Here is a 16,335-nt window from a genome sequence, read left to right as displayed (position 1 = left end):
ACCTCCACCTTGGGGTGGTATCGAGCATATTTCTTTGCGGGATACGGTGACGTCCGACGATCCCTAGCAGAGAGCTCGACGATGTTGACGAGAATCGCCCGCGCCGCCGTGGCCCGACCACGACTGGTCGTCGCGGTCGCCCTGTTGCTGATGATCCTGAGCGGCGCCATCGGCGCCACCGTGCACTCGCACATGAAGTCGGGCGGATTCGTCACCGATGATCTCGACTCGGTGCAGGCGAGCCAGTACCTGAGCGACCATTTCCCCGGCTCCGAGCCGAACTACGTGCTGCTGGTGACCGCCGAGGACGGCGCCGATTCGCCCGCCGCGCGCGCCGCCGCGGACACCGCGATCGCTCAGCTGCGCGGCCACTCCGACATCGTCAGCGGGGTGCAGTCGTACTGGACCTCGCGCCCCGATCTCCAGCAGGCGCTGCGCAGCAAGGACGGCAAGCGGGCGCTCATCCTGGCCAGCATCGAGGGCGACGACGCCCAGCTGCCGGACCGCGCGGGCAAGCTCAGCGAGGAACTCCGGGTCGACAGCGGGCCGGTGACGGTCGAAGCGGGCGGGCTCGCCGCCTCGTTCTCCGATATCAACACCCAGATCAGCAAGGACCTGGTGATCGCCGAGGCCGTCGCCATCCCGGTGACGGGCCTGCTGCTGGCCCTGGTGTTCGGCAGTGTCGTCGCCGCGGCGCTGCCCATCGCGATCGGCCTGTTCGCTATCGCGGCGGCGCTGGGCATCCTGCGCGTGCTGACCGCCGTCACCGACGTGTCGATCTTCGCGCTGAACATGACCACCGCGCTCGGGCTGGCGCTGGCGATCGACTACAGCCTGTTCATCGTCAGCCGGTACCGCGAGGAGCTGACCGCGGGCGCCACCCCGGCCGCCGCGGTGCAGCGGGCGATCCAGACCGCGGGCCGCACGGTGGTCTACTCGGCGCTGGTCGTCGCGCTGTCGCTGTCGGCGCTGCTGGTGTTCCCGCAGTACTTCTTCAAGTCGTTCGCGTACGCGGGTATCGCGGTGGTCGCCGCCGCCACCGCCGCCGCGGTGATCGTGCTGCCCGCGCTGCTCATCCTGGTCGGCGACCGGATCGACGCGATCGACCTGCGCGCACCGCTGCGCAGGCTGTTCCGGCGGCCGCCGCGGGTGGACAAGCTGCCCCAGCAGACGTTCTGGTATCGCCTGGTCACCGCCGTGATGAAGCGGCCGCTGCCGATCGCGCTGGCGACCACCGCGTTCCTGCTGCTGCTCGGGTCGCCGTTCCTCGGCGTCCAGTTCGGCTACCCCGACGACCGGTCGCTGCCCACCGGCGTGGCCAGTCGGGAGGTCGGTGACGTGCTGCGCACCGAGTTCGACGCCGACATGGCCGCGAGCGCGACCATCGTGCTGCCGGAGTTCCACGGCACCCCCGCCGAGCTGGACAGCTATGCCCTCGCCCTGTCCAAGGTGCCGGACGTGCCCGCCGTGCTCAGCAGCGCCGCCGTCTATCGCAACGGCTGGCGGGTGGCCTCGGGCGTGCCGGAGATGTCGGACCCGTCGGCGGGCGCGTACCTGTCGGTCGCGACCACGCTCGACCCCTACTCCGACGCGGGCCGGATCCAGCTCGACGCGATCCGGGCCGTCCCCGCGCCGTCCGATGCCCTGGTCACCGGTCCCGCCGCGCTCAATCAGGACTCCGTCACCGCGATCACCGGCAAGCTGCCGCTGGCCGGCGCGCTGATCGCGATCACCACCCTGGTGTTGCTGTTCCTGTTCACCGGCAGCGTGGTGCTCCCGGTGAAGGCGCTGGCGCTGAACATCCTGTCGCTGGCGGCGACGTTCGGCGCGATGGTGTGGATCTTCCAGGAGGGCAACCTGTCGGGGCTGCTCGGTTTCACCTCCACCGGCACGCTCAACCTGGCCATGCCGATCCTCATGTTCAGCCTGGCCTTCGGCGCCTCGATGGACTACGAGGTGTTCCTGCTGTCCCGGATCCGGGAGGAATGGCTGGCCGGGCCCAAGACGACCGAGGGCAATACCGAGGCCGTCGCCATGGGTGTGGCCCGCACCGGCCGCATCTTCACCGCCGCCGCGCTGCTCATGAGCATCGTGTTCCTCGGCGTGGCGACCTCCGGCGTGTCGATGATGAAGCTGTTCGGTCTCGGCTGCGCGCTGGCCGTGATCAGCGACGCCACCGTCATCCGCGGCCTGCTCGCGCCCGCCCTGATGCGGATGATGGGCACCTGGAACTGGTGGGCGCCCAAGCCGCTGGTGCGGCTGCACGACCGGTTCGGGCTGCACGAGGCCGACGAGCCCACCGTCGACAAGGTCGACCGGCCCGAGCCGACCCCGGTCTCGGTCTGAGCCGAGCGCGGCCCGCGCGGGACTTCCCGAGCGGGCCGCGCACCACGGCGGGTATCGTCGGCCCGGAAAATTTCACACACGCCAACGGGGGCTCGCACCAGCGGGCTGAGAGGACGGCTAGCCCATTTCTCGGGCGATCAGGGCCGTCGACCGTATGAACCTGACCGGGTAATGCCGGCGTAGGGAGGAATCACCATGGGCACAGCCACGTCTTCGACCGGGGCGGTCGACACCGTCACCACCGGGCCGATCCAGGGCAGCGTCAAGCACTACCAAGAGGTCGACGGCCTGCGCATTCCGGTGCGCCGGATCAACCTCACCAACGGCGAGCACTTCGACGTCTTCGACACCTCCGGCCCGTACACCGACGACAACGCGGTGATCGACCTCGAGGCCGGACTGCCGAAGCTGCGCGACGAGTGGGCCAAGCCCGCCGTCGACGGCCCGCCGACCCAGCTCGCCTGGGCCCGCCAGGGCATCATCACCGCGGAGATGCGCTTCATCGCCGCCCGCGAGGGTGTCTCCCCCGAGCTGGTGCGCGACGAGGTCGCCGCCGGTCGCGCGGTGATCCCGGCCAACCACAAGCACCCCGAGCTGGAGCCGACCATCATCGGCAAGAAGTTCCTGGTGAAGATCAACGCCAATATCGGCAACTCGGCGGTGACGTCGTCGATCGCCGAAGAGGTCGAGAAGATGGTGTGGGCCTCGCGCTGGGGCGCCGACACCATCATGGACCTGTCGACCGGCAAGAACATCCACGAGACCCGCGAGTGGATCCTGCGCAACTCCCCCGTCCCGATCGGCACCGTGCCGATCTACCAGGCGCTGGAGAAGGTGAACGGTGATCCCACCAAACTCACCTGGGAGATGTACCGCGACACCGTGATCGAGCAGTGCGAGCAGGGCGTCGACTACATGACCGTGCACGCTGGCGTGCTGCTGCGCTACATCCCGCTGACCGCCAAGCGGGTCACCGGCATCGTCTCGCGCGGTGGTTCGATCATGGCCGCGTGGTGTCTGGCGCATCATCAGGAATCGTTCCTGTACACGCACTTCCGTGAGCTCTGCGAGATCCTCGCGAAGTACGACGTCACCTTCTCCCTCGGTGACGGCCTGCGTCCCGGCTCCATCGCCGACGCCAACGACGAGGCCCAGTTCGCCGAGCTGCGCACCCTCGGCGAGCTCACCAAGATCGCGAAATCCTATGGCGTGCAGGTGATGATCGAGGGCCCCGGCCACGTGCCGATGCACAAGATCGTAGAGAACGTGAAGCTCGAGGAAGAGCTGTGCGAAGAGGCGCCGTTCTACACCCTCGGCCCGCTGGCCACCGATATCGCGCCCGCCTACGACCACATCACCTCGGCCATCGGCGCCGCGATCATCGCCCAGGCGGGCACCGCGATGCTCTGCTACGTCACGCCGAAGGAGCATCTGGGCCTGCCCAACCGCGACGACGTCAAGGTCGGCGTGATCACCTACAAGATCGCCGCGCACGCCGCCGACCTCGCCAAGGGGCACCCGCACGCGCAGGACCGCGACAACGAATTGTCCAAGGCGCGTTTCGAATTCCGCTGGCACGACCAGTTCGCGCTCTCGCTCGACCCGGACACCGCCCGCGAATACCACGACGAGACGCTGCCCGCCGAGCCCGCCAAGACCGCGCACTTCTGCTCCATGTGCGGTCCGAAGTTCTGCTCCATGCGGATCTCCGCCGACGTGCGCGAGTACGCCGAGAAGCAGGGTCTGACCGACGTGGCCGCCATCGAGGCGGGCATGGCCGAGAAGTCGGCCGAGTTCGCCGACCAGGGCAACAAGGTCTACCTGCCCGTCGTCTGATTCCGAGGTCCCCGGGACCGGCACGGCTGCGCCGCGCCGGTCCCGGCCCTGTCCGGGGCTAGCATTGTTCCGGCACAGAGCACCTGTGCGCAGCCTTTTCTGTACCGACCGGAAAGGGATCACTCGCATGTGCACTTCGTTCACCGTCACCGCCGCGGACGGTTCGGTCACCGCCGGACGGACCATGGAATTCGCCTTCGATCTCGAATCGCGCCTGCTCGTCTTCCCCCGGGGCATGTCCTACCAGGCCAAGAGCCCCGACCCCGACGCCCCCGGCTATTCCTGGCGCGGCTCCTACGGCACCGTCGGCATGAATCTGCTCGACCGGGAATGCCTGCTCGACGGTGTGAACGAAGCCGGTCTGTATTTCGGCGCGCTGTACCTGCCGAACTTCACCGAATACCAAGCGGTGCCGGTCGGCCGCGAATCCGAGTCGATGTCGCAGATCCACGATGTCGGCAATTACCTGCTGTCCACCTGCGCGTCGGTGAGCGAGGCGGCGGCCGCCCTGGAACGGGTGCTGGTGTGGGGCCAGCCCGATCCCAGCACCGGGCAGCCCATCGAACTGCATTACACACTGCACGACGCGAGCGGCAATTCGCTGGTCGCCGAATACATCGACGGCGAACTCCGGTTGCACGACAATCCGCTGTCGGTCCTGACGAATTCGCCCCCGTTCGAATGGCACCTGCTCAATACCGGCAATTACGTCAATCTCTCCGCCGTCAATGTCCCCGACCTGCCACTGTCGGGATACGACGTGAGCGCCCTCGGCCAGGGCAGCGGAATGCTCGGCCTCCCCGGCGATTTCACCCCGCCCTCCCGCTTCGTCCGCGCGGTCGCCCTCACCCAGGCCGCCGTACCGGCCCCCGACGCCCCCGGCTCCGCCATCGTCGCCGCCCACATCCTCGACAGCTTCGACATCCCCAAGGGCTTCGTCCGCGCCGGCGACAGCGGCCCCGACTCGATCGAATACACGGAATGGTCGGTCATCGCCACCCTCGCCGCCGACCACCGCCGCTATCTCGTCCGCTTCTACGACAGCCCGGTCTGGTGCGCGGTCGACCTGGCCGAACTCGACTTCGACCAGGCCGGGGTCACCACCGTCGACACCGGAGCGGCCTGGTGCGTCGACATCACACCCTCGACCTGACCGGGGACCGGGGCGTGAAGGCTCACCAGTCGTCGAGGTAGTAGAGGGTCAGGGAAACGGTGCCGTCGGGAAGTTCCCTGAGGCTGATGCTGGTTTCGTGGCGGTCCAGGGGCCAGCCTTCGAGGGGGCACTCGCCCCACCAGTAGCCATCGGTGGGGGTGGTTCCGCGGTTGTGTTCGAAGGCGCAGGAGCGGGTGTCGGTGAAGTGGCCGCGGAGGCGGTCGGTGATCTGGGTGGGGGTCGCGTCGGGGGCGCCGATGGCGAATTCGCGGGTGCAGCTGCTGTTCGACGAGAGGGAGGCGCAGTAGCCCGGCTTGGTCGAGCGCACGGAGAGTTCGGCGGGCAGCGGCTGGATCGCGTCGGCGGGCGGTATCCAGGACCAGCGGCCCATGAGGGTGAACATCGGGACGATGTACACCATCGCCAGCACCACCACGACGCAGCAGACATTGCTGATCACATAGCTGATTCGCCGACGGGTCGCGGTGGCCGGTGCTTCGTCTTCCACCTCACCCTCGACCGACGGCCCCGACACCAGCACGGCGATCGTCAGGCACACCAGGGCGGCCAGCATCGTGGCCTGCCCCTCGTAGAAGACCCACCGGCTGATCACCGCGTACTGCGCGAACGCGAGCGCGCCGAGCAGCCCGAGCCCGATCAGCAGACCCCGCCGGGTCGCCGCGATCAGCGGCCAGAGCACCAGCGGCAGGAAGAGCAGACTGAACCACACCACCAGGCGACCGTATTCGAGGGGCCCGGTGGTCCGCATGCGATAGCGGCACGGCGACCCGCGCCCGGCGCGACCTGACGGGCAGGTGCTGTCCTATCGACTTTCGTAGGGGGTGACAGCGCCGTTCGGCGGATTCGCCGGGTGGGCCGGATACCTAGGTTCGTGGCATGGGAAGCAGAGCGAGGGTGTTGGCGGCGGTCGCCGGGGCGGTCGTCGGGCTTGTCGTGCCAGCCGTAGCTGGGGCAGAGCCGGAACGGATCACTGTGTCCGCCACTGCTTTCGACGACTTTCTCGCCGAGTCGGTGCGCGATACCGGACTGCCGGGACTGTCGGCGGTGATCACCCGGAACGGGGAGATCGTGCACGCGGCGGGCTACGGGCGGGACTCCACCGGGGCGGCGATCACCGCGCGGACGCCGATGCGGATCGCCTCGCTGACCAAGGCGTTCACCGCGACGGCGGTGATGATGCTGGTCGAGGACGGGGTGATCGGGCTCGACCGGCCCGTGGCCGAGCAGCTGCCGGGGTTCCACACCGCCGACCCGCGCTCGGATCGGATCACGGTGCGGCAGTTGCTGAACCAGACCTCCGGGTTCGCCGATCGGACCGTCGACATCCGCGCGACGGAGTCCGCCGATTCGCTGGAGCGCTACACCGCGACGCTGCGGACCGCCCGGCTCGCCGCCGAACCGGGCGCCCGATGGGCGTATACGAACGTCAACTACAACCTCGCGGCGCGGCTGGTCGAGGTGGCGAGCGGGTCGGATTTCGGAGAATTCCTGCGGCAGCGGATCTTCGACCCGCTCGGTATGCCGGACAGCGCCCTCGGCGACGCCACCATCACTCCCACCGCCGGTTTCAACTCCCTGTTCGGCCACTGGACCGCCCGCGCCGAACTGCGGGGCTTCCTCGACGACAGCGGCAGCGGCGGGGTGGTCACCTCGGCGGCGGATATGGGCCGGTGGCTCATCGCCCAATCCGGCGACGGCCCACCGCTGGTCGGCGCCGACAGCCTGGCACTGATGCACGCGCCGACCCCGGCGCGCGATTACGGCATGGGCTGGGGCCTCGACACCGAGCACGGCGCGCCGCTGCTGACCCACTCCGGCAACCTGTTCACCTACACCTCGGCGGCCGCCCTCGACCCGGCCACCGGCTACGGCTTCGCGGTCCTGGCCAACAGCGCCGCCCTCCACGACAACGCCTACGCGATCCTCACCGGCCTGGTCGCGTTGGGCCGGGGCGAGCCGCCCGCACCGCTCGTCGACGCCAGGCTGCGCATCGAGGCCGCGCTCGCGGCTGTCATGGCGGGCGTGCTCGGACTGGGCGTCGCCGGGGTGCTCCGCTCCCGGCGCTGGGCCGAACGGCGTGGGGGCAGCCGGTGGTGGTGGATCGTGCCGCGCTGCGTGCCCGCCGCCCTGCCGATCGCGCTGTTCGCGAGCTGTCCCCAGGCGATGTCGGTGCTGATGAACGGACGGACCGTCACCTGGGCACAGCTCACCTATTTCCCCGCACCGCTCACCATAACCCTGCTGACCTGCGCGTTCACCGGAGCCGCGATCCTGATCGCCCGGCTGTCCCGGCTGCGCTCACTAAGCTCGGGCCGATGAGGAACTACGCCGGGCTCGCGCTGCTCGCGGGCGGGTGCGCGCTCAACGGGTTCTTCCTCGACGCGCTGCCCGCCTGGCGGCAGGCCGTGTTCGCCGGGCTCGCGGTCGCCGCGTACCTGTACGGCCGCCGGGTGCCGGTCACGCGAGGCTGGCTGGTGCAGGCCGTGGTCGCGGCGCCCGGCCTCCTCTACTGCGCGGTGGACTTCTCGATCGGGCTCGGGGCGATCCTGAGCCAGACCGTGTTCGTCGTGCTGCCGTGGCTGGCCGGACGATTCCGGCGGCAGCAGGCCGCGCTGATCGTGGCGGGCCGGGACCGGGTGGCCCGGCTCGAGCAGGAAAAAGCCCTGATCGCCGAGCGTGTCGCCCTGCGCGAGCGCGCCGCGATCGCTGCCGACATGCACGACTCGCTCGGGCACGACCTCGCCCTCATCGCCCTCCAAGCCGGGGCGCTCGAACTGTCCACCGATCTCGCCGAGCCGAATCGGGCTGCCGTGCAACGCCTGCGGGCCTCGGCGGTGGCGGCGACCGATCGACTGCGCGGCACCGTCGCGGTCCTGCGTGACGGTGCCGCGCCGTCCGTCCCTCGCGACGAACCCGTCGCAGTCTTGGTGGAGCGCGCGATCGACGCGGGAATGGCGGTCGATCTACATCTGCCGAACGACGGTGAACCGTTGCCGCCCTTGCTCGACCGCGCGATCTACCGGGTGGTCCAGGAATCCCTCACCAACGCGGCGCGCCACTCACCCGGTGCCCCGGTGACGGTCACCCTCGAACAGACATCGGCGCAAGCGACAGTCACCATCGCCAATCCCCTGCGCGACAACATCACCCGGCATCCATCGCGCGGCTGCGATGGCTCGCCCGCACGACCCGACCGGAAGGACGCGGGCGACGATGACGGCAGCGGACTCGACGGCCTGCGTGCCCGCGCACGCCTCGCCGGTGGCACGATGACGGCGGGCGTCGAGGGTGCCATGTTCGTGGTGCGCGCTCGATTTCCCACGGCGGCACCGTGATCCGGGTCCTGCTCGCCGACGACGAGGCGATGATCCGCGCCGGGATCCGCTCGATCCTCGGCACCGACCAGGGGATCGAGGTCGTCGCCGAGGCAGCCGACGGCCGGGAAGCCGTGGATCTGACCATCGCGCACCGACCCGATGTCGTGCTGATGGATGTGCGGATGCCGCGCCTGGACGGACTCGCGGCCGCCGCGGCGATCCGGGCGGTGGCACCCGAGATCGCCGTCGTCGTCCTCACCACCTTCGACGAGGACGACTACGTGACGGCGGCGCTCGACGCGGGCGCGGCCGGTTTCCTGCTCAAGGCCTCCGATCCGCGCGAACTGCTGCTCGCCGTGCACGCGGTCGCCGACGGCGGCGCCTACCTGTCGCCGCGTATCGCGAAGAAGGTGATCGCGCGCTGGGACGGGAGCGGTTTCGCGAACAAGACCGCGGCCCGGGCCCGGATCGCCGAACTCACCGACCGGGAGCGGGCGGTCCTGGCGGGCGTCGGCCGGGGGCTGGCCAACCAGGACATCGCCGCCGAACTGTTCGTCGCGGAATCCACGGTGAAGGCCCACGTCAGCGGCATCCTGCGCCGCCTCGGCCTGACCAACCGGGTCCAAGCCGCCATCCTCGCCCACGACGCGGGCCTGACCGGGCGCTGAGCGAGCCCAGGATTTCGGGGGCTTTCCCCGTGCGCCCCGGTCAGTAGGGTGCTGACATGCAAGCACGCACGAAACGCTTCGTCGCCGGCGCCGCCGCGGCCGCCGCACTGTCCCTCGCCGCCCCGCTCGGCACCGCCCAGGCCGCAACCCCCGTCGCCGACTCCGGCTCCGCGTCCCTCGGTTGCACCTCCACCGACATCAACCCCTGCCCCATCCGCCCCCTCCTCGACCTGCTCACCGCCCTGACCACCGGCTCCGCCGGAGGCGGGCAGTAGCCTGCGGTAGCGTCGGCGATATGGCCGATGCGTTCTATCTCCCCGATCCCGCGGACCCGAACCGGTTCGAGTCGACCGAGCTCACCCGCGGGCCCTGGTCGCCGGACGCGCAGCACGCCGGTCCGCCGTCGGCGCTGCTCGGACATGTGATCGAGCGGTGCGAGCCCCGCGAGGGGTTCCAGGTGGGACGGGTCGCGGTGGAAATCCTCGGGCCGGTGCCGCTCGCGCCGCTGACCGCGACCGCCGAGGTGGTGCGGTCGGGGCGGAGCGTGGAGCTCATCCAGGCGACGTTGTCGTCGGAGCGGGGGCCGGTGATGCAGGCCAACGCGTGGCGACTCAAGCGCAGTGAGCCCGCGCTCGATCTGCCGGTCGAATTCCTGCCGAGCGGCACGCGTCCGCTGCCGACGGCGACCGAACCCGAGGTGTTCCCCTCCGATCAGGCGATCGGATTCCACACCGGCATCGAATACCGTTTCGCCTCCGGCTCTTTCGGGCGACCGGGGCCCGCGGTGTGCTGGATCCGGTTGAAGTACCCGATCGTCGCGGGCACCACGCCGAGCCCGCTGGAGCGGACGCTGGCCGCGGCCGACTCGGGTAACGGGGTGAGTTCGGTGCTCGACTGGGCGAAGTACCTTTTCATCAACACCGACCTCACCGTCACCCTGCACCGGCAGCCGGTCGGCGAATGGGTGTGCCTGGACGCGGTGACCCATCCGCAGCCGCACGGCATCGGCCTCGCCGAATCGGCGCTGTTCGACGAGACCGGACCGATCGGGCGCAGCACGCAGACCCTGCTCATCGCGCCGCGCGGCTGATCAGCGCAGGGCGTCCAGGTTCACCAGGTCGTCGTTGCCGTGCTTGCGCAGTTCCAATTCCGCGGTGCTGGTGCGCCGGAACGGATCGCCCTGGCCGGTGGTGAGCAGGCCACGCAGGCTCGTGGTGAGGTAGGCGCCCCAGGCGTTGGAACACACCTCGTAGCATTCGCCCGCGGGCACCAGACCCCGATGGGTGAAACGGATTTCGGTGCCGTCCGCGCCTTCGGTGATGTCGAAGACGACGTCGGTGTCCTCCCATTCGGTGGTGTCGGCGATGAACGCGAGGTGCGAGTCGGTCACGTGCCAGACCAGGCGGCGGCCGGGCACGGACTCGGTGGTGGTCATGGTGCAGCGGTGGATGCCGGGGACCTCGAACAGGTAGCTGTCGCCGACAGTGCCGGTGCTGCCCTCGATGGTCTCCGACCACCAGGACCAGACGTCGTTGACGGCGGCGAAGGCCTCGTCGGGAGTCTTGTCGACGGTGATGGTGACGGTGAAATCGGTGTCGCTCATTGCTTTTCCTTTCGGCTCAGCCGTCCAGGTGACGGCGGAGCGCGTCCAGTGGGCCGTCCCAGTCGCGCGCCAGCGCGGCCAGGAACTGTTGGGCCACTCGCATGGGTGCGGAATCGAGGCGATAGCGCACGCGCCGCCGTTCGCCGGGTTCCGCGATCACCAGGCCGGCGTCTGCCAGCAGGGCGAGGTGTTTGGCGATCGCCTGCCGGGTGATCGGCAGGCGATCGGCGAGGTCGGTCGCGGTCGACGGCCCGTCCGCGGCGAGGGCGGCCAGGACCGACCGCCTGCTCGGATCGGCCAGCGCGACGAAGACCCGTTCGGCGGTGGCCTCCAGCTCAGGCCGCATCGAGGTACACGACGAGCTCGCCCAGCTCGCTCTTCCAGCCGCCGGTGTTGCCGTCGAACGCCTCCTTGTACTGCGCGTCGGGCAGCTGGGCGAAGCCGGCCTCGATCACGGTCAGCCTGGTACCGGCGCCGACCGGTTCGAGAGTGAATTCCACGTAGGTGCGACGCGGGTCGTCGTCGGGCAGGCCGTAGATCTGCCAGGTGTAGCCGAAGACGTTCGGCTCCTCGACCCGCTCGACCCGCATATTGGCCACGTGACCTTCCTTCCAGGTCATCCGGGCTTCCCCACCCGGGCGCAGGTCGATGGTGGCGGTGTTGCCGAACCAGCTCGCGAGCCCCTCGGCGGTGGTGAGCGCCGCCCACACCTTGGCGGGCGGATGGGCGAGCTCGACGGTTCGCACGATCTGATCAGGGAATCCCATGGCGTTCTCCTCAGTCAGTAGCAACCAGTTGGTTGCAACTCAGGGTATGGCAACCATTTGGTTGCGTCAAGGGTCAGTGCCCGCCGGTGACCCGGAACCCGCGCGGGACCAGCCACACCGCGCCGACCGCCACCAGCGCGACGACGATCGCGGAGATGTAGGACGTCGTGGTGAGCGCGGTGTCGAAGGCATGGCTCGCGGCGTCGACGAGCTGGGTGTGCGCGGGTTCGGGCAGTTCGGTGGCCACCTCGTAGGCCCCGCCGACCGACCCGCTCGCCTGCTCCACCTTGTCGGCCGGGACCGGCGGGTTCGCCATGTGCTGACTGAAGATCCTGGCGTGCAGACTGCCGAGCAGCGCGACGCCGAAGCCCACGCCGACCTCGTAGTTGGTCTCCTCGACCGCGCCCGCCTGACCGGCCCGATCGGCGGGCACGGCGCCGACGAGGACGGCCGCGGCCGCGGTCACCGCCATGCCGTCACCGAGCCCGAACGAGACGAGCACCAGCGCGACCACCGGATAGGTCGTCGGCTCCGGGCTCACCGCCAGCAGCAGGAACCCCAGCGACACCGCGCCGAGGCCGACCCCGAGCACCGCGCGGACGCCGAACTTGTCCATGAGCATCGGCGTCAGCAGCGAGGCGGTGAGCAGCGTGAGGGCCGCGGGCAGCATCCGGATGCCCGCCTGCGACGGGCTGTAGCCGTGGACGTATTGCAGCCACAGCGAGACCAGGAACATGGCCGCGCCGATGGCCATCATGGCGAGCAGGGTCGCGACGGCGGCCGCGGTGAACGCGCCGTTGCGGAACAGGCGCACGTCCAGCAGGGGATCGTCGGCGGTGAGCTGGCGGCGGACGAACCAGTACATCGCGCCGATGCCGACGAGCAGGATCACCCAGTCGACCGGTCCCGCTTCACCTTTCGCGAGATGCTTGATGCCCCAGGCCAGGCACACGATGCCGATCATCGACAGCGCCGCCGCGAACCAGTCGAGGCTGCCCGCCTGCGGCGCCCGGTATTCCGGCAGCACCCACAACCCGACCACCACCGTCACCAGGACCACCGGCACATTCAGCCAGAACGCCGAGGACCAGCCGAAGTGCTCGACCAGGAAACCGCCGATGATCGGCCCGACCGTGGCGCCGACGCCGGCGACCGCGGCCCAGATCCCGATGGCCATCGTGCGCTCGCGCGGGTCGGCGAAGATATTGCGGATCAGCGAGAGCGTCGATGGCATCACCATCGCGCCACCGATCCCGAGCAGCACCCGGCCGCCGATCAGCTGGGCCGCGCTGCCCGCGGTCGCCGCGACCACCGAGGCGATGCCGAAGAGCACGAAACCACTGATGAACAACAGCTTTCGGCCCACCCGGTCACCGAGCGCGCCCGTGGTGATGAGCAGCCCGCCGAGCACGAGGCCGTAGATGTCGATGATCCACAGCTGCTCGAGCGGACCCACCTGGAGATCGTCGATGAGCGAGGGCAGCGCGACATTGAGAATGGTGGCGTCCATCGCGACCAGCAACAGGCTGGCGCACAGCACCCCGAGCATCACCCACCGGATGGCACCGTAGGTCTTCGTCGTCTCGCTCACCATGCCGCCTCACCGCCGATTCCTGGTCGTGACCGGTTTCCGGATCCGTGGCGCTCGATCCGCTGCTCAACCTACCGAGTCGGCGGCGGTTCCGGCCGGAGCGAGCGCGGCGGCGCAGCGCACGCTCAGCGTTCGGGCAGCACCGCGTCGACGAGGGTGCGCGCGGCCCGCCCGGTGCGCTCCCGGTCACCGGTGATCACCCGATCCTGGATGATGCCGCGCAGTCCCGAGACGAGCAGGGTGGCGACCACCTCGGGATCGCCCGCCAGGCCCGACCGGCGCAGCGCGGCGGCGAGTTCGGCGACGAAGGTGGCGATGGCCGCGTTCGCGTAGTCCTGATACGGCGAATCCGGCGCGCACGCCGCGCCGAGCACCTGGAGCAGCACCCGCACGCTGTCGGCCTCGGCGCCGTCGGTGTTCAGGTCGAAGAAGCCGAGCAGCCGGGCGCGCAATCGCGTCACCTCGGTGACGTCGGCGAAGACCGCGGCCAGGTCGGGACGCTGCGTCGCCAGCGCCTGGACCAGCAGTTCCTCCTTGGTGTCGAAGTAGTAGATGAGCATGCGCGAGCTGGTGCCGAGCGCGGCCGCCAGCGGGCGCAGCGACAGTTCGGCCAGGCCGTGCGCGGCGATGTACGACACGACGCCGGCCAGCAGGTCGGCGCGTTTGCGGTGGTCGAGGGGACGGGCCATGGGTTGACTGTAGCGACTGCTACAGGTATTCATGACGGCGTGACTGTACCGATCGCTTCAGAAACTCGGCGCGGCGTCGTGGTGACCGCGTACGCGGCGACCACCGCCCTCGCCGACACCATGGACGAGACCTGGTCGCGCCTGCTGCGCGGGGAGAGCGGAATCCGCGCGCTGGCACCGGAATTCCTCGCCGAGCACGACCTGCCGGTCCGGATCGGCGGCCCGCTGGTCACCGCGCCCGATGCGGAGCTCACCCGGATCGAACAGCGCAGGCACTCCTACGTCGAGCGGATGGCACTGGTCCTCGGCCGACAGGTCTGGCAGGCGGCGGGCGCGCCGGAGGTCGACCCCGAACGGCTGTCCGTGGCCATCGGCACCGGGCTCGGCGGCGGTGACGCGCTGATCGACGCCGTCGACGCGATGCGGGCGGGCGGCTACCGCAAGGTCTCACCGCTGGCCGTTCCGATGGTGATGCCCAACGGCCCCGCGGCCACCGTCGGACTCGAGATCGGTGCGCAGGGCGGCGTTTTCGCGCCGGTCTCGGCCTGCTCGTCGGGGTCGGAGGCGATCGCGCACGCGTGGCGGCTGATCAGTACCGGCGAGGCCGACGTGGTGGTCACCGGTGGCGTCGAGGGCCATATCGACCCCGTTCCCATCGCGGGTTTCGCGATGATGCGGGCGATGAGCACCCGCAACGACGAGCCGGACCGCGCCTCGCGGCCGTTCGATCGCAACCGCGACGGCTTCGTCTTCGGCGAGGCGGGCGCGCTGCTCGTCCTCGAATCCGAACAGCACGCGCGAGCCCGAGGCGCGCGGATCCACGCCAGAGTGCTCGGCGCGGGCATCACCTCCGACGCCTTCCACATCGTGGCCTCCGATCCGGCCGGGGCCGGGGCGGCGCGCGCGATGCGCAAGGCGATTCGGACCGCGGGCCTGCGGGATTCCGATATCGACCACGTGAACGCGCACGCGACGTCGACGTCGGTCGGCGACGCCTCCGAAGCCACGGCCATCACCGCGGTCACCCCCGGCGCCTCGGTGTACGCGCCGAAATCGGCACTCGGCCATTCGATCGGCGCGGTGGGCGCGCTGGAGTCGGTGCTCACGGTCCTGAGCCTGCGCGAGCAGATCGTCCCGCCCACACTGAATTTCGACCACCCCGACCCGGCGGTCGAACTCGACATCGTCGCGAGAACGGCCCGGCCACAGCGCATCGACTACGCGCTCAACAACTCGTTCGGCTTCGGCGGGCACAACGTCGCCCTGGCGTTCGGAAAAGCGTAGCGGCGCCGCCGATCCGGGATCGACGGCGCCGCGTTCGGCTCGGTGGCGACTACGCCTTGTCGAATCTGGTGTCGACGAAGGACGCGAAGTCGACCTTGCCCGGGATGGCCTTGGCCGCGGTGAAGGCGTCGGCGATCTCCTGCTCGGACGCGATCACCTGATCGGTGAGCTTGATCGGCTCCTTGATCGAGCGGGTCCAGGTGGTGCGGGACGCGTCGACGCTGATCTGGGTGAGTTCGGCGTACTTGGTCGACCAGGTGTCGAGGTTGTCCGAGGACCACTTGGTGGCGGCGGCGTAGCGCTGGAAGAAGTCCGCGATCGCGGCCGACTTGCCCGCGTCGGCCACGGCGTGCTTGCCCGCCGCCCAGAAGTTGTAGCCGTTGGCGGCCTGATCGGCGGTGGCGATCGGCTTGGCGCCGATCTCCTTCTCGGCGATCGCGGTGTAGGGATCCCAGGTGGCCCAGGCGTCGACGTCGCCGCGGGTCAGTGCGGTGTAGCCGTCCGCGGGCGCCAGGTAGACCGGCTCGATGTCGCCGAGCGACAGGCCCGCCTTCCGCAACTGCAGCAGCAGATTGGCATTGGCCGAGCTGCCCTTGTAGACGGCGACCTTCTTGCCCTTCAGCGCCGCGACGGAGCCGATCGAGGAGTCCTTGCCGACCAGGATCGCGTCGCCCTTGCCGGTCGCCGAGAGCGCGCCGACGATCTTGATATCGGCATCGGACGCCGCACCGAAGATCACCGGGGTGTTGCCCGTCTGCGCGATGTCGATGCCACCGGCGCTGGCCGCCTCGACCAGCGGCAGGCCCGCGGTGAAGGTGGAGAACTCGATCTTGTAGGGCAGGTTCTCCAGCTGACCGGAGGCCTTCAGCAGCACTTCGATCGAGATCGCCTTCTGGTCACCGACTTTCAGCGTGACGGTGCTCAGGTCGACCGGGCCCGACGGCGCGGCGTCGGTCGCCGCGTCGTCCCCGCAGGCGCTCAGCGAGAGCGCGGCGACGACGGCGAGGGCGAGCCCGGCCAGGCGGGACTTCGGAGTGCGTTTCACGGGAACAACTTTCGT

Annotated in this window: 16 protein-coding genes and 1 riboswitch; of the genes, 9 read left to right on the top strand and 7 right to left on the bottom strand. The window is 69.8% G+C overall.

The features are described from left to right. The first annotated feature begins 81 nt into the window (after window positions 1–81). The 3 genes from ACFYWJ_RS07690 (at window position 82) to ACFYWJ_RS07680 (ending at window position 5,335) form a co-directional block, all read left to right on the top strand. Window positions 82–2,346, top strand: a complete 2,265-nt coding sequence (locus ACFYWJ_RS07690; RefSeq protein WP_355274411.1) for an MMPL family transporter — start codon at window positions 82–84, stop codon at window positions 2,344–2,346. Window positions 2,347–2,420: 74 nt separating this feature from the next. Next, a riboswitch (TPP riboswitch) is annotated at window positions 2,421–2,549 on the top strand. Continuing rightward, entirely contained in the window at window positions 2,542–4,182 is a 1,641-nt protein-coding gene (gene thiC, locus ACFYWJ_RS07685; RefSeq protein ID WP_355274414.1) for a phosphomethylpyrimidine synthase ThiC, read from the top strand. (Overlaps the previous riboswitch by 8 nt.) Window positions 4,183–4,309: 127 nt before the next feature. Then, entirely contained in the window at window positions 4,310–5,335 is a 1,026-nt protein-coding gene (locus ACFYWJ_RS07680) for a choloylglycine hydrolase family protein (protein ID WP_355274417.1), read from the top strand. A 22-nt stretch (window positions 5,336–5,357) separates the two neighbouring features. On the opposite strand, the gene ACFYWJ_RS07675 is transcribed toward ACFYWJ_RS07680, so the two are convergent. Next, complete coding sequence (locus tag ACFYWJ_RS07675) at window positions 5,358–6,068, bottom strand: hypothetical protein (RefSeq protein WP_355274420.1); 711 nt, start codon at window positions 6,066–6,068, stop codon at window positions 5,358–5,360. Window positions 6,069–6,328: 260 nt separating this feature from the next. On the opposite strand from ACFYWJ_RS07675, the gene ACFYWJ_RS07670 reads away from it, so the two are divergent. The 5 genes from ACFYWJ_RS07670 to ACFYWJ_RS07650 are packed head-to-tail and all read left to right on the top strand — an operon-like array spanning window position 6,329 to window position 10,431. Then, the gene (locus tag ACFYWJ_RS07670) at window positions 6,329–7,675 is read left to right on the top strand and encodes a serine hydrolase domain-containing protein (protein WP_355274422.1); all 1,347 of its coding nucleotides are present in this window, start codon (window positions 6,329–6,331) and stop codon (window positions 7,673–7,675) included. After that, entirely contained in the window at window positions 7,672–8,691 is a 1,020-nt protein-coding gene (locus ACFYWJ_RS07665) for a histidine kinase (RefSeq protein WP_355274424.1), read from the top strand. The genes ACFYWJ_RS07670 and ACFYWJ_RS07665 overlap by 4 nt, the downstream gene beginning before the upstream one ends. Further along, complete coding sequence (locus ACFYWJ_RS07660) at window positions 8,688–9,341, top strand: response regulator transcription factor (protein WP_355274427.1); 654 nt, start codon at window positions 8,688–8,690, stop codon at window positions 9,339–9,341. Before ACFYWJ_RS07665 ends, ACFYWJ_RS07660 begins: the two co-directional genes overlap by 4 nt. Before the next feature lie 56 nt (window positions 9,342–9,397). Beyond that, window positions 9,398–9,616, top strand: a complete 219-nt coding sequence (locus tag ACFYWJ_RS07655) for a hypothetical protein (RefSeq protein ID WP_355274430.1) — start codon at window positions 9,398–9,400, stop codon at window positions 9,614–9,616. Window positions 9,617–9,636: 20 nt separating this feature from the next. After that, on the top strand, window positions 9,637–10,431 hold the full coding sequence (locus ACFYWJ_RS07650) for a thioesterase family protein (RefSeq protein WP_355274432.1): 795 nt from the start codon (window positions 9,637–9,639) through the stop codon (window positions 10,429–10,431). Here the strand turns inward: ACFYWJ_RS07650 and ACFYWJ_RS07645 are convergent, their stop codons facing one another. The 5 genes from ACFYWJ_RS07645 to ACFYWJ_RS07625 form a co-directional block, all read right to left on the bottom strand. After that, window positions 10,432–10,944, bottom strand: coding sequence for an SRPBCC domain-containing protein (locus ACFYWJ_RS07645; RefSeq protein ID WP_355274435.1), 513 nt, complete (start codon window positions 10,942–10,944; stop codon window positions 10,432–10,434). A 16-nt stretch (window positions 10,945–10,960) separates the two neighbouring features. Then, window positions 10,961–11,290 carry a metalloregulator ArsR/SmtB family transcription factor gene (locus ACFYWJ_RS07640; protein ID WP_355274437.1) on the bottom strand — a complete coding sequence of 110 codons (330 nt, stop codon included), beginning with the start codon at window positions 11,288–11,290 and terminating at the stop codon, window positions 10,961–10,963. Beyond that, window positions 11,280–11,711: an SRPBCC domain-containing protein gene (locus tag ACFYWJ_RS07635; RefSeq protein ID WP_355274440.1), complete on the bottom strand. Its 432-nt coding sequence runs from the start codon at window positions 11,709–11,711 to the stop codon at window positions 11,280–11,282. The genes ACFYWJ_RS07640 and ACFYWJ_RS07635 overlap by 11 nt, the downstream gene beginning before the upstream one ends. A 73-nt stretch (window positions 11,712–11,784) precedes the next feature. Then, complete coding sequence (locus tag ACFYWJ_RS07630; RefSeq protein WP_355274443.1) at window positions 11,785–13,305, bottom strand: MFS transporter; 1,521 nt, start codon at window positions 13,303–13,305, stop codon at window positions 11,785–11,787. A gap of 122 nt (window positions 13,306–13,427) precedes the next feature. Continuing rightward, window positions 13,428–13,991: a TetR/AcrR family transcriptional regulator gene (locus ACFYWJ_RS07625; RefSeq protein WP_355274446.1), complete on the bottom strand. Its 564-nt coding sequence runs from the start codon at window positions 13,989–13,991 to the stop codon at window positions 13,428–13,430. Between the two features lie 39 nt (window positions 13,992–14,030). Between ACFYWJ_RS07625 and ACFYWJ_RS07620 the strand changes: the two genes are divergently transcribed. Beyond that, a complete protein-coding gene (locus ACFYWJ_RS07620) occupies window positions 14,031–15,275 on the top strand; it encodes a KasA/KasB family beta-ketoacyl-ACP synthase (protein WP_355274448.1) in 1,245 nt (414 codons plus the stop codon). A gap of 49 nt (window positions 15,276–15,324) precedes the next feature. On the opposite strand, the gene ACFYWJ_RS07615 is transcribed toward ACFYWJ_RS07620, so the two are convergent. Further along, a complete protein-coding gene (locus tag ACFYWJ_RS07615) occupies window positions 15,325–16,320 on the bottom strand; it encodes an ABC transporter substrate-binding protein (RefSeq protein ID WP_355274451.1) in 996 nt (331 codons plus the stop codon). Between the last annotated feature and the right edge of the window lie 15 nt (window positions 16,321–16,335).

Origin of the sequence: Nocardia sp. NPDC003269 (assembly GCF_042888005.1) — a bacterium.
Lineage (GTDB): Bacteria > Actinomycetota > Actinomycetes > Mycobacteriales > Mycobacteriaceae > Nocardia.
Note: the sequence above shows the minus strand (reverse complement) of the source record. Positions and strands in the feature narration are given on the sequence as shown.